This is a genomic window from Nocardia sp. NBC_01730 (assembly GCF_035920445.1).
Taxonomy (GTDB): domain Bacteria; phylum Actinomycetota; class Actinomycetes; order Mycobacteriales; family Mycobacteriaceae; genus Nocardia.
The window spans coordinates 8,244,202-8,261,098 of record NZ_CP109162.1; the positions used below are offsets into that span (position 1 = coordinate 8,244,202).

General features: G+C 64.6%; 6 protein-coding genes. 2 read left to right on the top strand and 4 right to left on the bottom strand.

The window, feature by feature from the left end:
• The first annotated feature begins 39 nt into the window (after positions 1-39).
• Positions 40-3,051 carry a bifunctional [glutamine synthetase] adenylyltransferase/[glutamine synthetase]-adenylyl-L-tyrosine phosphorylase gene (locus OHB12_RS33985; protein WP_327114291.1) on the top strand — a complete coding sequence of 1,004 codons (3,012 nt, stop codon included), beginning with the start codon at positions 40-42 and terminating at the stop codon, positions 3,049-3,051.
• A 185-nt stretch (positions 3,052-3,236) separates the two neighbouring features.
• Here OHB12_RS33985 and OHB12_RS33990 read toward each other — a convergent pair whose 3' ends face one another.
• From OHB12_RS33990 to OHB12_RS34000, 3 genes are all read right to left on the bottom strand, one after another.
• Positions 3,237-3,473, bottom strand: a complete 237-nt coding sequence (locus OHB12_RS33990; RefSeq protein WP_327114293.1) for a hypothetical protein — start codon at positions 3,471-3,473, stop codon at positions 3,237-3,239.
• A 304-nt stretch (positions 3,474-3,777) separates the two neighbouring features.
• On the bottom strand, positions 3,778-4,425 hold the full coding sequence (locus OHB12_RS33995; RefSeq protein ID WP_327114294.1) for a hypothetical protein: 648 nt from the start codon (positions 4,423-4,425) through the stop codon (positions 3,778-3,780).
• On the bottom strand, positions 4,422-4,583 hold the full coding sequence (locus tag OHB12_RS34000) for a hypothetical protein (RefSeq protein WP_327114296.1): 162 nt from the start codon (positions 4,581-4,583) through the stop codon (positions 4,422-4,424). Before OHB12_RS34000 ends, OHB12_RS33995 begins: the two co-directional genes overlap by 4 nt.
• A 244-nt stretch (positions 4,584-4,827) precedes the next feature.
• Between OHB12_RS34000 and OHB12_RS34005 the strand changes: the two genes are divergently transcribed.
• Positions 4,828-8,949, top strand: a complete 4,122-nt coding sequence (locus tag OHB12_RS34005; protein WP_327114298.1) for a tetratricopeptide repeat protein — start codon at positions 4,828-4,830, stop codon at positions 8,947-8,949.
• A 153-nt stretch (positions 8,950-9,102) separates the two neighbouring features.
• On the opposite strand, the gene OHB12_RS34010 is transcribed toward OHB12_RS34005, so the two are convergent.
• Complete coding sequence (locus tag OHB12_RS34010) at positions 9,103-16,842, bottom strand: non-ribosomal peptide synthetase (protein WP_327114300.1); 7,740 nt, start codon at positions 16,840-16,842, stop codon at positions 9,103-9,105.
• Between the last annotated feature and the right edge of the window lie 55 nt (positions 16,843-16,897).

Genomic DNA, 16,897 nt, shown 5'->3' on the forward strand with positions numbered 1-16,897 from the left:
TCGGCGTGCCGACGACCTCGGCCATGTAATTTGAGAGCCATGGTCCGGCCACCGTCTGCCCGTTCCGCTGTACCCGGCGTCGGTCGGCTCGGATTGCTCGAGCCGTCCGCTGCCGCCTCGCTGCGTGAATTGGGCTGGGACAACGTCGAAAGTATCCCCGTGCTGTGGGCGCTGTCCCGCGCGCCGGATGCCGATCTCGCGTTGAGCACGCTCATGAGGCTACGTGAGAGCATCGGAACAGGCTGGAACGCGCTGGATTCGACGATCCGCACGGACAAGTCGTTGCGTGGCAGGCTGTTCGCTCTGCTCGGTGCCTCCGGCGCGCTCGGTGACCACTTGGTCGCCGACCCGTCAGCCTGGGAGATCTTGCGCCGCAAGGAATTACCCGGGCGTGACGAGCTCGTCGCCGATCTGCTCCGCGTGGTCGACGCGGCGCCGGAGGAGGGCCCCAACGCGGGCCCGATGCTGTTCCGGGCTGGCATCTCCGGTCCCGAGGTGGTGGCGCTGCTGCGCAAGCGCTACCGCGACCAGCTGATGCTGCTCGCCGCGCTCGACCTGGCGGCCACCGTGGAGAACGAGCCGGTGCTGCCGTACCAGGTGGTCGGCAGGCATCTCGCCGACTCGGCCGATGCCGCCGTGACCGCGGCATTGTCGGTAGCGGTCGCGCGGGTCTGCAAAGACGGGCCGGTGCCGGTGCGGTTGGCCGTGATCGCCATGGGCAAGAGCGGCGGGCGTGAGCTGAACTATGTCAGCGACGTCGACGTCGTGTTCGTCGCCGAGCCCGCCGACACCACCGCAACCCGCATGGCGGCCGAGATGATGAGCGTGGCGAGCCAGGCGTTCTTCGATGTCGACGCGGCGCTGCGGCCGGAGGGCAAGGCGGGGGCGCTGGTGCGCACGCTGGAATCGCACGTCGCCTACTACAAGCGGTGGGCGCGTACCTGGGAGTTCCAGGCGCTGCTGAAGAACCGGCCGATGACCGGCGATCTCGCGCTCGGCGAGGAGTACCGCGATGCGCTGATGCCGATGGTCTGGTCGGCGTCCGAGCGTCCCGATTTCGTCGCCGACGTGCAGGGCATGCGCCGCAGGGTGGAAGACCTGGTGCCCGCCGATCTGCGCGAACGCGAACTGAAGCTCGGGCACGGCAGCCTGCGCGATGTCGAATTCGCCGTGCAGCTGCTGCAATTGGTGCACGGGCGGGTGGACGAGACCTTGCATGTGCAGGGCACCGTCGAGGCGTTGACCGCGCTGGCGGCGGGCGGATACGTCGGCCGTGACGACGCCGCGAACCTCAACGCGTCCTACGAATTCCTGCGTCTGCTCGAACATCGGCTGCAGTTGCAGCGGTTGCGTCGCACACACACGCTGCCCGCCCCCGACGACGAGGAGGGTATGCGCTGGCTGGCCCGCGCCGCGCACGTCCGGCCGGACGGCAGGCAGGACGCGGTGGGCGTGCTGGCCAGTGAGATCCGCCGAAACGCGGTGCGGGTGCGGCGTTTACACGCCAAGCTGTTCTACCGTCCGCTGCTGGAATCCGTGGCGCGGCTGGACTCCGACGCGCTGCGGCTGAGCCCGGAAGCCGCGATCCGGCAGCTCGCGGCACTCGGCTATGTCGCGCCGGAACACGCGCTCGGACACCTGAAAGCGCTGACCGGCGGGGTGTCGCGCAGGGGACGCATCCAAGCCTTGCTGCTGCCGACGCTGCTCGAATGGCTCGGTAACACGCCGAATCCCGACGCGGGCCTGCTGGCCTACCGGCGGGTTTCGGAAGGGCTTGCCGACCAGATCTGGTTCCTGCGCGAGCTGCGCGACGAGGGGGCGATCGCGCAGCGGCTGATGATCGTGCTCGGCTCCTCGGAGTATCTGCCCGACTTGCTGATCAACGCGCCGGAGACGATCCGGATGTACGCCGACGGACCCGGCGGTCCGCTGCTGCTCGGTCCGCAGCCCGAGGACGTCGCGCGCGGCATCCTGACCGCCGCCGCACGCTACGACGACGCGAAACGCGCGGTAGCCGCGGCACGTTCGCTGCGCAGACACGAGCTGGCACGAGTGGCCTCGGCCGACCTGCTCGGCATGCTCGACGTGCCGCGGGTGTGCCAGGCGTTGTCGTCGGTGTGGGTCGCGGTGCTGGAGGCGTCGCTGCGCGCGGTGATCCGGGCAAGTGAGGCGGAGCGGGGCGCGCCGGCACCCGCCGATCTCGCGGTGATCGGCATGGGCAGGCTCGGGGGAATGGAGCTGGGTTACGGCTCCGACGCCGACGTACTGTTCGTGTGCGACCCGAGGCCGGGCGAGGACGAGACCAAAGCCGTCAAGTGGGCGATCGGCGTGGCGGACCGGGTGCGGCAGCTGCTCGGGGCGGCGAGCACCGATCCGCCGCTGCACGTCGACGCCGGGCTGCGGCCGGAGGGGCGCAACGGGGCGCTGGTTCGCACGCTGGCCGCCTACGCCGCCTACTACGAGCAGTGGGCACAGCCATGGGAGGTACAGGCGCTGCTGCGCGCCCACCAGGTGGCGGGCGATCAGGAACTCGGGCTGCGGTTCCTGCACATCATCGACAAGGTGCGGTATCCGGAGGGCGGCGTCTCGACCGATGCGGTCCGCGAGATCCGGCGCATCAAGGCCAGAGTCGATGCCGAGCGGCTGCCGCGCGGCGCCGATCCGGCCACCCACACCAAGCTGGGACGTGGCGGACTCGCCGACATCGAGTGGACCGTTCAACTGATGCAGCTGCGCCACGCCCATGACGTCCTCGGCCTGCACAACACCTCGACGCTGCAATCGCTGGACGTGATCGAGGAAAACAAGCTGCTGGCCGCCGCGGACGTCGCGCTGCTGCGCGACGCGTGGCTCACCGCGACCAAGGCCCGCAACGCGCTGGTCCTGGTCCGCGGCAAGCCGACCGATCAGCTACCCGGCCCCGGCCGACTGCTGTCGGCCGTCGCACGCGTAGCGGGATGGCCCAACGACGACGGCAGCGAATTCCTCGACCACTACCTGCGCGTAACCCGCCGCGCCAAAGCGGTGGTGGAGCGGGTATTCGGTGCATGACGCGGCGAAATCGGCTGTCGCTCATACGGCGCAACGGAAGCTGCGCAGACGGGCTGCCAGGACCACCGCGGCCAACCGCCAGGGGTTGAAGCTCCGAGCCTTCGCGACAAACTCGCTACGCCGTCGCCAGTAGCGACGCGAGGTGGAGACGCCGGTTGTGCTGTTCGTTTCCGAAGGGCCCGGGCTCAGCGGCGCAGGGCGGTCTCGCGTTGCATATGCGTTAGCTTCTCGGGGTTGCGTACGGCGTAGAGCCCGGTGATGAGGCCGTCGTCGATGCGCACCGCCATGACGGTGTCGATCTCCCCGCCCCGCCGGAGAAGCAGCGCCGGGTAGCCGTTGATCTGTACCGGCTCGACCGTCATCTCGGCGCCGATCTTGGGCAGGCTGCCCGCCAGTAGACCGGATACCAGGTCGGCCCCCACGATGGGCGACAGTGCGGCCTGGAGCTGGTGGAGCTGCGCGTCGGCCAGATAGGGAGGTTCTACGAGCCCGGCATGTTCGACGCCGTGCTCAACTGATCGGCAGGCGAATCCCGGCCCGGCCCATGATCATTCGATCAGGGCCGGGAACAGGAGGTTCGGGCAAGAATTCGATGCCATCCGAGCCTCCTGGCCACCGCACCGCCCGCCGCTTCGCGTCGCTCCGATCGCCGCCTGAGGACAGGGAGCCACGGCTAGTCGGATTCCGCACCGCCAGACTTCCTGATAGCCCCCTCCCGGCCCCCGGTTACCGGCCCGCTGCCCTGAGGAACACGACGGAACCAGCGATGACCAGCACTGCGGCCAGGAGCGTGTATCTGCGGGCTTTGCGTAGTTTCTCCCGTACCTGCCAGGCGTGCGCGGTCACCAGCAGCCATCGCAGGCAGGGATCGGTTCGGGTGATATTGCGATGGGCCACTGCCAGGCCACGTTCCAGCGTGCCGCGTTCGTCGGGTCTCGCCGATGCGAGCTGCCGGGCGATCTGCGCTGCGATATGCCGATGGCGCAATAGATCGTCGACGCTGGTGGCCAGAGAGCCGAAGTAGTACCACGGCTCAGCGTCGAGTTGTTCACGGAGTTGGCGTATGACCGGTCCCGTGAGAGTGGCCGGTGTGGTCATCGGCGGGATCAGGGCCTCGCTGGTTTGCCAGACCGCCAGGGCGACGCCCAGCAATGCCGCTAGCAGACCACCACCCGCCCATGCCGCATGGGTCCAGTCGGTAATCTTGCCGACAGCGGTCAATGGCCCGCCGCCGAGCAGCAGCACCCCGACCGCACCGATCGACGCGATGGTCCAGCGTGCGGCGGCCCGGCTGTCGGCGATGGAATCCAGCGGCGACGGCAGCGCATCCAACGTCGCGGTGCTGGGAATCTCAGCGGGTTGGTCGGAGCTCATGCGGTGTCCTTGCGGAACACAACACCCAGCGGGCCGGGGTTGTCGTCGGGAAGATCCACATATGGCGCCCACTTCTGCCCGTCGAAGAACTCTAGCGAACCAGAGTCGTTGATCCGCACTGCGTTCTTCTGAGTGGGCTCCTCCGGAGTATCTGACATGGTGACAGTATTCCTTGATGTGTTGCGGGAGTGGAGGTTTCCGCTCGGCCGGAGAGCGGATTGCCTGGTGCAGGCCGGAACCCCGTGATCTCGACCTGCTTCGAAGCCCCCCGATGACCGTCGGCGGAGTTCCTTCTGGATCCGCTGGCTGTCGCACCAGTGTGCATGCCCGCGAGCCGTTCCGCGCATCCGGGATGCTCGCCCGTGCCGTGCCGCCATACTGGTCCACAAAGGAGGTTCGTCTGTGATCAGGCTGGCGATCGACACCGCACTTGTGACGGGCGACATCGGATGCGAGCAGATCAGGCAGATGCCAACGGCGGCGGATCAGCGTTTGACCGATCTGCTGTGGCGGTCGGACCGACAGCCGTCGGCAGAGTTGTTGCGGGAGTTGGGTGTTGCTCTTGGACACCGCTTCTTGGACGGTCCCGTCGGCGATGCGCTGGCCGAGGAGCTACAGCAGCCCGGCCGTCATCGGCTCGGCATCGAGGTCACCGATCCCGCGGTCGCTGATCTACCGTGGGAAACGCTCGTACCGCCAGGCCGCACTATGCCATTGGCCTTGGATCCTGCCGTCGATCTGTACCGGACGGTGCGGATCGGTGCGTGCTCCGCCGCTGGTGTCGAGGGGCCGCTGCGGATACTCGCGGCGATCGGCAGCCCGGATGCGAGCAGTCTGGAATTGTTGGACTACGAGCGGGAACTCGGCAGGATCCTGGACGCGGTGGATCCCGGCCACCGCAGCGGTGTGCGGGTGCGCATCCTGGAATGGGGCAGCACGGCGGCGATCAGGGCTGCGCTTGCCGAGGAAGAGTTCCACATCCTGCACGTTTCCTGCCATGCCGGTCCCGGAGCGCTACTGCTGGAGACCGGCACCGGCGCAGAAGACCGTGTGGACGCCGCACGGTTCCTGGCCGAGGCCTTCCCGCCTGGCCGCACCGTACCGCTGATCTCGCTGACCGGCTGCTCTACTGCGCGCGACGGGAAGTCCGAACTCCCCGGGTTGGCCAGAAGCTTGCTTGGGCACGGTGCGCCAGCCGTATTGGCGATGAACGGTGTGGTCAGCGACAACTACGTCATCGATCTCTGCGCCAAATTGTATGAAAGGCTCGCGGGTCAACAGGAATCAGCCCTGCTCACGGTGTTTTCCGAAGTCCGACGGGAGTTGGAGCGTGCGCCCCGCCCGCTGCCGGAGTGGGCGAGACCGGTTTTGTTCCTCGCCGATCCCGAGCTGCGGCTGACGGGTCGAGGCAATGCCGCAGAGCATGCCGTGCAACCACCGGAGCCAGCGGTCATCCGGGACGGCGCAGCACACAAACCTGGTGATTTCATCGGTCGCAGAAGCGCTTTGCGCCGGTTGTCCCGAGCGGAGCCGCGCATTGTGTTGCACGGCATCGGTGGGGTCGGCAAAACCAGCCTCGCTGCCGAGCTTGCGCAGCGCTTCCGGATCGCAGGTGGCGTGGTCGTGGCGATAAGTGGCGCCACCACGGTCGACGCGATTCTGGAACAGCTCCGCCGGGAGCTGAGGTTCTACTGTGGAAAACAGGAAGTCGCAGAGTCGGATCCGCTGCGACAGTTGGTCATCGTGCTGGCCGAGCGCAGCCGGGATCAGCGCGATCGTCTCGCGGCGATTGCCAGAAGCACTGTGCTGATCATGCTCGTGCTGGACGACTTCGAAGACAACCTGGACGTCGAGCATCAACTGAGCGACCCGGAGCTGGCGGCGTTTCTCCTGGCTTGGCCGGAGCGTCATCGGCTGGTCATCACCAGCAGACACCCGTTCCCATTACCCGGCCTCGACACCTATCCACTCGGCCCGCTGTCCTGGCAAGAGACGCGCAAGCTGATCTGGCGGCTGCCCGGCCTCGACCGGTTGACGCCGCGAGAGCAGTGGCAGGTGTGGACTCAGCTCGGCGGTCATCCGCGTTCGCTGGAATACCTCGACGCGCTGTTGCGCGACGGCGTCGCCCGATTCGATGAGGTGACTGACCGCCTGCGAGTGGCCCTGGCAGGCCGTGGTGTCCGAGACGGCGACTTGGGGGAGAAGCTCGCCGAAACCGGCGCGTTGATCGCCGAAGACGTGCTGCTGCCGCAGCTGATCGCCCACCTCGACACGGTGCCGCTTGCCAGGCGACTGCTGCTGGGTGCATCGGTGTACCGGCTCCCGGTGGACAGAACCGGCCTCGCCTGGCAGGTCGCCTCCGTGTCCGGTGATGAGCAGCCGCCACCAGCTCCGGACGGTCTGGACGATGCCATCGACAAACTGCTGCAACTCGGGTTGCTGGCGCCCTCCGAGCTCGGGTACCTGGTGCACCGATGGACGGCGGGGACCATAGCCCGGCTGGCCGGTCGAGAACAGTTGGCCGACAGGCACCGACAGGCAGCCGACTACCGGGGCTGGCGGATGGGTGCGACCTCCGAACAACTCGACTACATCCAGCAGGCGATCGAGGCGAGATACCACCAGCTGGCCGCAGGCAGTGTGGAAGAGGCGATCAGGTACACCGAGCTGGCCTGCCGAGAGTTGGACGTCGCCGGCCACTGGTCCTGGGAGGAGCGGCTGCGTCGTGAGGTACTGGCTGTGGCGCCACCGGGATCACAACAGTCGGCCCAGCTCACCGCGGATCTCGGTGGGCTGTACATGCGGAGGGGCGAGTACGAGCAGGCGGTCGCCAAGTACCAGGAGGCATTGACTATCTTCCGGAGGCTGGGCGCCGACGGCGATATTGCGTGTGCGCTGCAGCAGCTGGGCCTGATCGCCGAAAGTAAAGGCAACCGCAGGGAGGCGGAAGGGCTGTTCCGGGAATCGATGTCTATCAAGGAACGAATCGGTGACCGGTGGGCAATGGCCATCACTATCCATAATCTCGCTGGGATAGCAATGGACAACGGCGACGATCAGCTGGCCGAGGAACAATACCTCGACGCGCTGGATATATCGCAGGAACTGGGCGATCTGGAGGGAATCGCGGCAAGCCATCACCAGATCGGCATCCTGGCTTTCCGTGCCAAGGATTACGTCAGGGCGGAACGATGCATCCAGGTCGCCCTGTCGAACTACAATCGATTGCGCGACCGCATCAATATCGGAAACGGATTGGTCATTCTCGCCAGAATTTCGCTCGCCCTTTTCTACTACGAGACAGCTCAGGTCAACCTCCGGGCAGCCTTGGAGGTCTTCGAGGACATCGGCAGCAACCGTCACATCGCCGAGTGCTACCTACAGCTCGGCGAGATCGCGCGTGATGTTGGCGAGCTCGACTGGGCCGAGATCTGCTTCGCACGCGCACAAGCCATTTTCTCGGCCGTAGGTGAGCAGGTTTTCCTGGCCATGTGCAGCCGGGGATTGGGTGCCGTCCGCACGGTTCTGGGGCGGGTCGCCGATGCGGTGCCGTGCACGGTCGCGGCGTGGTTCTACGAAAGCGACCATCATGTGAACCAGCGAAATATCGAATGGCTCGCGATTCAACGTATGGAGCTCGGTGCTCATGCCTTCAGCGATGTGCTGCTGGAATTTTGCGATCCGGCGCGGGCGGCCTATGTACTGGAACAGACCGAGTCGTTCATCGAACTCTACAACTCATATCCGAGCCCCACGCACCTAGGTAGCGGATACATCAAGCTCGGAATAGCATCTCACGGGCAGCGGGACTACGGCACCGCCCGGATGTGCTTCGTGCGGGCGTTGCCGATCTGCGAGGCTGCGGGGTATTCGGAGGGCGTCGCCAAATGCCATGAGGACCTGGGGCTGGTGGGGCTGGAGACCCGGCGCCTGGAGGAGGCCGAGACAAGCTACCTGGCGGCACTCGAGGTCTATCAGCGGCTCGACCACGACACGAATATGGCCATTGTCCATCACCAGCTCGGACGGGTCTGCGAGGACCGGAAGGACTATGTGGAAGCGGAGCGGCATTTCCGCGCCTCGATAGCGATCAAGAGGCGGCTCGGCAATCTGTCGGGCGTCTCCAACAGCACCTTTCACCTCGGCAGGGTCACCCAGTCTCGCGGTGACCTTGCCCTCGCGGAACGGTACTTCCGCGACTGCCTCGCGATCGACGAGGGGCAGGAAGATTGGCATGGAATAGCGATGGACTACGCCGGACTCGGAAGCATACGCGCCGAGCAGGGCCTTGCCGCTGAGGCAATTTCCCTGACGGTCGAAGCATTGTCCATCAACCAGCGGATCAAGTCCGACAACGCGATTCGCAACATCACAGTGCTGCGAGAGGAACGCGCGAAACTCGGTGATGACGAGTTCACCAGGATCCTGCGTCACAACCTCGACCAGCTGTGGGTGTCCCGAGTCCTCGAGCTCACAACGGTCCTGCCGAGCACTCGACAGGATGCTCGCATCGATAGAAGTTGATCCGGCACCGGCCGCCAGGTCGACTCGACAGAGGTGTGATCCCGAAGCCGAGGGTTGTCGTCCCCGGATACCCGCAAGCGCAGCCACTGTTACTGCTGAATGGACTGAGCCGGTGCCCGGCTTGTAGCGGTATCGGATAGCTCGAGACAGGCTCTATTCTGTGGCGTCGGACCGAGTTGAATCCGCATCGTCGGTTATCTCCTGCGCTAATTCGGCGATGCGAGGCGCGTCGAACAAGGACCGCACAGTCAGCGTCACTCCCAGGACCTCCCGGATCCGAACAGCCAGCCTGGTGATCAAGAGGGAGTGCCCCCCGAGATCGAAGAAACTGTCGTCGATCCCGACCCGTTCCACCCCCAGCACTTCGCCGAATAATGCTGCCAGCAACTTCTCCTGATCGGTGCGCGGTGCCCGATACGCCGTATCGGTGTATTCCGGGGCGGGGAGTGCCCGGCGATCCACTTTCCCATTCGCTGTCAACGGCAGTGCTGTCATGGCCGTGATCGCTGATGGCACCAGGTATTCGGGCAATCGGGACGAGACAAACCGACGAACCTCGCTTGCTGCCATGGCACTACCGTTTGCCGGCACGATGTAGCCCACCAGTCGCTTGTCTCCCGGTCGGTCCTCGCGTACCACTACCGCGGCGCGCGCTACCGCGGTATGGGCGACGAGCGCCGCTTCCACTTCGCCGGGCTCGATCCGAAATCCCCGAATCTTTACCTGGTCATCGACCCGCCCTACGAACTCCAACTGACCCCTGGGATTCCACCGAACGACGTCCCCTGTCCGGTACATCCGATCGCCGTCGGCCGCCGGATAGGGGTTCGCCACAAACCGCGACGATGTCAACGCTGCCCGCCCCAGGTAGCCTCTGGCCAATTGCACACCCGCCACATAGAGTTCTCCCGCGACCCCTACCGGGACCGGCCGCAACCGGCCATCCAGCACGAACACCTGCGTATTCCCGACCGGCGAACCGATCGGCACAGTCGGGTCGGTGCCGGACAGCGGGGCACTCATCGAAACGCACACAGTAGCCTCGGTCGGACCGTACCCATTGACCATCCGCCGTGTGGCCGACCATCGCGCGGCCAACCCGGGAGGGCAAGGTTCCCCTGCGACAACGAGATCGGTAACAGACCGTAGTTCCGCTGGATGAATCCCATCGAGCACACCGGGAGTGAGAACCGCATGGGTCACCCGGCATTCGGTGATCAGGTCGGCGAGCTCTGCACCGACCACCCGGCTCTGCGCGGGTATCACGAGTGCGGCCCCGGATCCGAGCGCCAGTAGCAGTTCGAAGAACGCGGCGTCGAAGCTGGCGGAGGCGAACTGCAACACGCGACTGTTGTCGTCGATGTCGAGCAGATCACGCTGGGCCGCGAGGAGATTGGCGACGCCGGTGTGGGTGATGACAACGCCTTTGGGGAGGCCCGTTGATCCAGAGGTGTAGATCACGTAGGCCGCGTCGAGTGGACGCAACGGGCGCAGGCGGTCGGCATCGGTGATCGGGTCGCTGTTGTGTCCGGCAACGAGCGCTGCCGTCTCAGCGGTGTCCAGCGCGAGCACCGGAATGTCTGCCGGCAATGCAATCGAATCCGACGACAACGCCGATCCGGCTGTGCTGGACTGGGCCAGGATCAATCGCACGGTGGCGTCGCCGAGCATGAACCCGATCCGTTCGCGTGGGTAGTCGGGATCGATAGGAAGGTACGCCGCGCCTGCTTTTGATATTGCCATGATTGCCACGATCATCCGCAAAGATCGTGGCAACACGATTGCGACGATCATCTCCGGGCCGACGCCGCAGTCGATCAATACCCGCGCCAACCGGTTGGACTGGTGATCCAGCTCCAGATAGGACAACGACCGATCACCGGATGTCACCGCGGTGGCATCCGGCACCCGAGCGACCTGACGGGCGAACAACTCCGCGACCGTCAACGGTTGTACCGGCCCAACGCTGTTGCCTGCGTCGTTCCACTCCACCAGCAACCTACGCCGCTCCACATCGTCGAGCAGATCGATCGACCCCGTCCGAGCGCCCGAATCGGCCACAACAGCTTCGAGCACTCGCCTCAGCCGAGTGAGCAACATCTTGATGGTGTCCGGATCGAACAGATCGGTCCGAAATTCCACCACGCCGTCCACCGCGACACCGACCGCGCCGAGACCACCGCGTTCGGTCATGCTGAAGGCCAAATCCATTCGGGCGGTGCCGGTATCGACGAACTCCGAGCGTGCCTCCAGCTCGGGTCCCAGACCTTCGGCCGATACGGGATCGGCTTGCTCGGTGTTGTCCCAAGCGAGCATCACTTGGAATATCGGGTGGTTGGCCGTCGACCGCGTCGGATTGACGGCCTCGACGAGGCGCTCGAAGGGGATATCCTGATGAGCGTAGGCATCCAGGCAACGTTCCCGTACCTGCGTGAGAAGCTCCGCGAAAGTGGGATCACCGGAGAGATCCGTCCGCAGCACAAGAGTGTTCACGAAGAACCCGACCGATTCGTCGAGTGCCTCGTCGGTGCGTCCGGCGACAGGCGAACCTATGACAATGTCGTCACCGCCACCCATGCGCGACAGCAGCACCGCCAACGCCGCGTTGACAACCATGAACACGCTCGCCCCGTTGGCTCGGGCAAGTCTCTCCAATCCCGTACACAACTCGGCTGACCACGAAAAGCGCTCGGCTGCACCCGTATACGAGACCACTGGCGGAGAAGGTCGATCAACGGGCAACATTATCCGTTCCGGCGTTCCGGCCAAGACCCGTTTCCAGTAGCCCAGCTGTTCGGCGATCCGACTGTCCGGATCAGCCTGCTCGCCGAGCAGATCCTGTTGCCACAGCGTGTAATCCACGTACTGCACCGGCAGTGGTGCCCATTCCGGCGCTCGCCCCGCCCGACGTGCCACATACGCCTGGCTGAAATTCCGCCACAGCGGTCGGATAGACCAACCATCGGCGGCAATGTGATGGACCACGACAACTAGCAGATGCCGGTCCGCGCCCACGTCGAACAACCACGCCCGCACTGGAATCTCCGACTCCAGATCGAAGGCATAGTGCACCGCATCGGCTACCGCCGTTTCAGCCTCGACTTGCTGCGAGATCATCAACCGTGGACAAACATCCTCGACCGGAAGCACGTGCTGATACGGGACGCCGTCGCGCTGTGGGAACACCGTGCGCAGGCTTTCGTGCCTCTGCACCACATCGACCAGCGCGGCCTGCAGGGCCGCCGTGTCCACTACTCCGGTCAGCCGCGCAACTATCGGCATGTTGTAGGTCGCCGAAGGCCCTTCCAGCCGATGGAGGAACCACAGTCTCCGCTGTGCGAACGACAACGGCACTTCCTGTGGACGGTCTTTGATCGTCAAAATGGGGCGCACCCGAACACCATTTTCGAGTCGTGCCGCCAACTCGGATACGGTGGGTGTGTCGAACAAGTCCCGCACACCCAACTCGATTCCCAGCATCACGCGTACTCGATTGGCCAGTCTCGTCGCCGAGAGTGAATGACCACCCATATCGAAGAAACTGTCGTCGATTCCGACCCGTTCCACCCCCAACACCTCGGCGAACAATCCTGTCAGTATCTTTTCCCGCTCGGTGCGCGCCGCCCGATATGTCCCGCCGGTGAATTCCGGAGCCGGCAGCGCGCGACGGTCCAATTTCCCATTCGGTGTCAGCGGGAAACCTTCCACAACAACTATCGCCGCAGGCAGCATATAGTCCGGCAATCGGGACGAGAGAAATGTCCGTAGAATGCTTGTCAAGGCGGCGATTTCGCGGGAGCGCGCGGGTCTGTTGGTGAGCTTGTCTACCAAGAATTCACCGGTTGTCCTCGGCGTGTACGCTGCGATCCATGATGCGGTGGTCACCCGCTCCGATTCGGCGAAGATGACGTCGAACTGCTCAGGAATATTCGACCAGGTCATGATTGCCCGATAGTCGTGTTCGGCGGCAAGGCGGCTGAGTTCGGACGGGTCGATCCAATCTCGGTGTGGGGGTGACGCGTTGAGATCGGCAACGGCGGCATCGAGAGGTCCACCGCTGCGCAGCCTGCGCTCGGCCATGATTTCCGGAAACAGGCGACCGTTGGGAATGCCGTCTACGCGAAGTATCGGAGGTGAATCGGAGCGCAGGTGGTGGATGAGTTCATCGATGCCACTCCCCGGATGTCCCCAATGCAGTCTCGGTGCATCCGTGAGCAGCTGCTGCGCCGCGCTCGGCCTGGTGCGAAGTATCACATCGTATCGGTAGCGCGTCAGCTCATTGTGATGGACGCCGTCTTTGAGTCGTAAATCGGCGCCCGTGATGCCGGCGGTATCGTTTGCGAACATTACGAAGAAGTCCGGATCGACCATCAACTCCTTCTCCGCGGTCATCGCCCGTTCAGCGGCTTTCAGTGCCACCGTCGCCATAGTATCCAGTTTGGCATGATGTAGTTCGACTGCGGTGTGGAAACAACTGGCCAGGCGCATGTTGCGAACATCGCCGACGAATATCACGCCGTCCGCTCGCAGGAGCCGGGCGGCCGAGCGCAGCACCTCGACCAGATATTCCGCGTGCGGAAAGTACTGGACAACCGAATTGATGACAACCGCGTCGAAGAATTTCTCCGGCAGGCCGTCGATGTCATCCGCAACTTGGCAACGCAAATTTACCTTGGCTGCCAGGCCGGGGCGCTCGATGAGCTGGGAACGCAGGCGATCGATGACTGCCTGGGATACGTCGGTGCCCCAATAGCTTTCACACGAGGGCGCGACTCCGCTCAGTATCAGGCCCGCGCCGACGCCGATTTCCAGGACCCTTTCCGGAGCAAGTTCCAGGATCCTTTGTACGGTCTCCTCGCGCCACTCGCACATCTCGGCCCGCGGAATCGGTCGATCGGTATAGCTGCTGTTCCAGCCCGCGAAGTCCGCTCCGAGCGCTGGACTGCCGGACGCGTGATAGATATCGTCATAAACCTGCCGCCACGCGTCGACATGCTCGACGTCCCTGGTCTCCGCTTGTATACCGTTTGCCGGCACGATGTAGCCCACCAGTCGCTTGTCTCCCGGTCGGTCCTCGCGTACCACTACCGCGGCGCGCGCTACCGCGGTATGGGCGACGAGCGCCGCTTCCACTTCGCCGGGCTCGATCCGAAATCCCCGAATCTTTACCTGGTCATCGACCCGCCCTACGAACTCCAACTGACCCCTGGGATTCCACCGAACGACGTCCCCTGTCCGGTACATCCGATCGCCGTCGGCCGCCGGATAGGGGTTCGCCACAAACCGCGACGATGTCAACGCTGCCAGCCCCAGGTAGCCTCTGGCCAATTGCACACCCGCCACATAGAGTTCTCCCGCGACCCCTACCGGGACCGGCCGCAACCGGCCATCCAGCACGAACACCTGCGTATTCCCGACCGGCGAACCGATCGGCACAGCGGCCTGAGCGGGCGCTTGCGATACGGTGAATGAGGTGATCGCAACAGTTGTTTCAGTCGGACCGTAGCCGTTGATGATGCGAACGCCGGGGATATACGCCAGGGTTCTCTCAACAAGTGCCGCTGTCAGCGGCTCGCCGATGAAGACGACAGCTTTTGCGTCGAGTTTCGCCGCATTGGGTTGTCCGATCAGCTCGCCGAATGCCGAGGGCGCCGCGCTGATGATGTCACCCGTCCACGAATCGCGTTCGGCCAGCGTCAGAATGTCGCGGACGATTTCGATGCTGCCGCCCGTGGTCAGTGTGCAGAATACTTCGAACACAGATACGTCGAAGGTCAACGAGGTGCTAGCCAGTACTCGTGATTCCGCTGTCATCTCTATCCGAGACGACAGTTCGCGAATCGACGACGTCGCGTTGTGATGGGTGATAACGACGCCCTTGGGCACGCCTGTGGATCCCGAGGTGTAGATGACGTAGGCCGGGTTGAGCGGTTGCAGTGGGAACAGGCGGTCGCTGTCGGTGAGGGGCGCGTCATCCTGCCCAGCCATGAGTCGGACGGTCTCGCTGCCGTCGACCGCGAGTACCGATACCGCGGTCGGCAGGTCGATGGTGTTCGGGCGCATCATCGATTCGGCTGTCGTGGAATCGGTCAGGACCAGACGCGCGGCGGCGTCGGTGAGCATGAACCCGATCCGCTCGCGGGGATGGCGGGGGTCGATCGGCAGATACGCTCCTCCCGCCTTGATCACCGCCAGAATCGCGATGATCATCTCCAGTGATCGCGGCAGCATCACGGCCACAATCGTCTCCGGGCCGACACCTCGGTCGATCAGTATCCGTGCCAGCCGGTTGGACTCGTGATCCAGTTCCGCATACCGCAGCGAACGCTCTTCGAATATCGCTGCGACTGCGTCCGGTGTTCGATCGGCCTGACTGGCGAACAACTCCGCAACCGAAGCCGACGCCACCCCAGAACCTGTGCCTGTTCCCGACGTTGCCGGATCGGCCTGTCTCGAATCCGCGGTAGGCGGTGTCGATGATTTGCGGGGGCGGACGAGCATCATCGACGCGATCAGACCTATCAGCAAGATCGCGGCGGGCAGATAGGTCGATTGGCTCAGCGCCGCACTGAACGGAGGTTTCAGGAAATCGGGCACTTGCCAGGTACCGCCGGCTGCCGATGACGAGATGCCGTGTGCTGTCATCCGAGCGGTGATCAATGCGCCGACTGTCGCACTGCCCAGGACCGAGCCGACCAGCCGGGTGGTGTTGTAGACGCCGGCGCTCGCGCCGGCGTGGTGCACGGGCAGGTCGCGTGCGGCGGCGGCCGATAGCGGTGCCCAGATGCAGGCCGCTGCGAGCCCCATTGCGACGGACGCGAGCACAACCTGCCGAACCGCGGTGTTCGGTGTCATTGCCGACGCCAACCACGCCATCGAAGCGGCGAAAAGAAGGAAGCCGAAGCTCGGAATGGAACGCGGGTGCACGTGGTCGGCTAGTTTGCCGATGAACGGGCCCGCGATGCCGGTGACGACCGCCATGGGGGCGAAAGCCGAAGCCGCTGCCATCGGCGACAAATCCCGCACCGCTTCCAGGTAGAAATACACCGGCACCATCAGGGCGGTTTCCGCCGCGCCTGCTGCACAAACCGCTACGTTGGCCGAAGCGAAATTCCGATAGCGGAACAGCCCCAGCGGCACCAGCGGCTCGCTCCTACTGTGAGCCTGGGTCACGACGAACCCGACCAGCACCGTAAGTCCTACGCCAATCGACACCCAGACCAGTGCCGACCAGTGGTAGGTATTGCCCTGCTGAATGCCGAACACCAACAACGTCATACCGACCGCACTGAGTGCCACACCGAGAAGATCGAGCCGATGTGTATGGGTCGGTAACGAGGGCACCAGCCAGACTGCCGAGGCGAACGCCATGACCCCCATCGGGATGTTGACGAAGAATATCCACTGCCAGCCGATCTGGTCGACCAGCACGCCTCCGATGATCGGGCCGACCAGCATCGACAGCCCAGCGACGGAAGCCCATAGACCCGTCGCCGCGCCGCGCCTGTCCGGTGGGAAGATCCGGGTGATCACGGCCATCGTCTGTGGCGTCATCAACGCCGCGCCGATACCCTGCGCCGCGCGCGCAGCGATCAGCATTTCGATGGATCGCGACAGGCCGCACCACAGTGAGGCAGCTGTGAAGACGACCAGACCGATCAGATAGATACTCTTGGGCCCGAACCGATCTCCGAGTCGCCCGGTCAGCAACAGGGGCACCGCATAGGTGAGCAGATAGGCACTCGTCACCCAGATCACGCTGGGCATATCAGCATTCAGGTCAGCTTTGATCGCCGGGGTCGCGACCGCAACGATCGTCATGTCCAACAGGATCATGAAGAAGCCGGCCAACAGCGCCCACAGCGCAGGAAACGGATTGTGTTCGGTGGCCAAGGTTGTTCCTTCGTATTCTCGGACTTGTCGGTTCGGCGACCTCGGCATCGTGGAT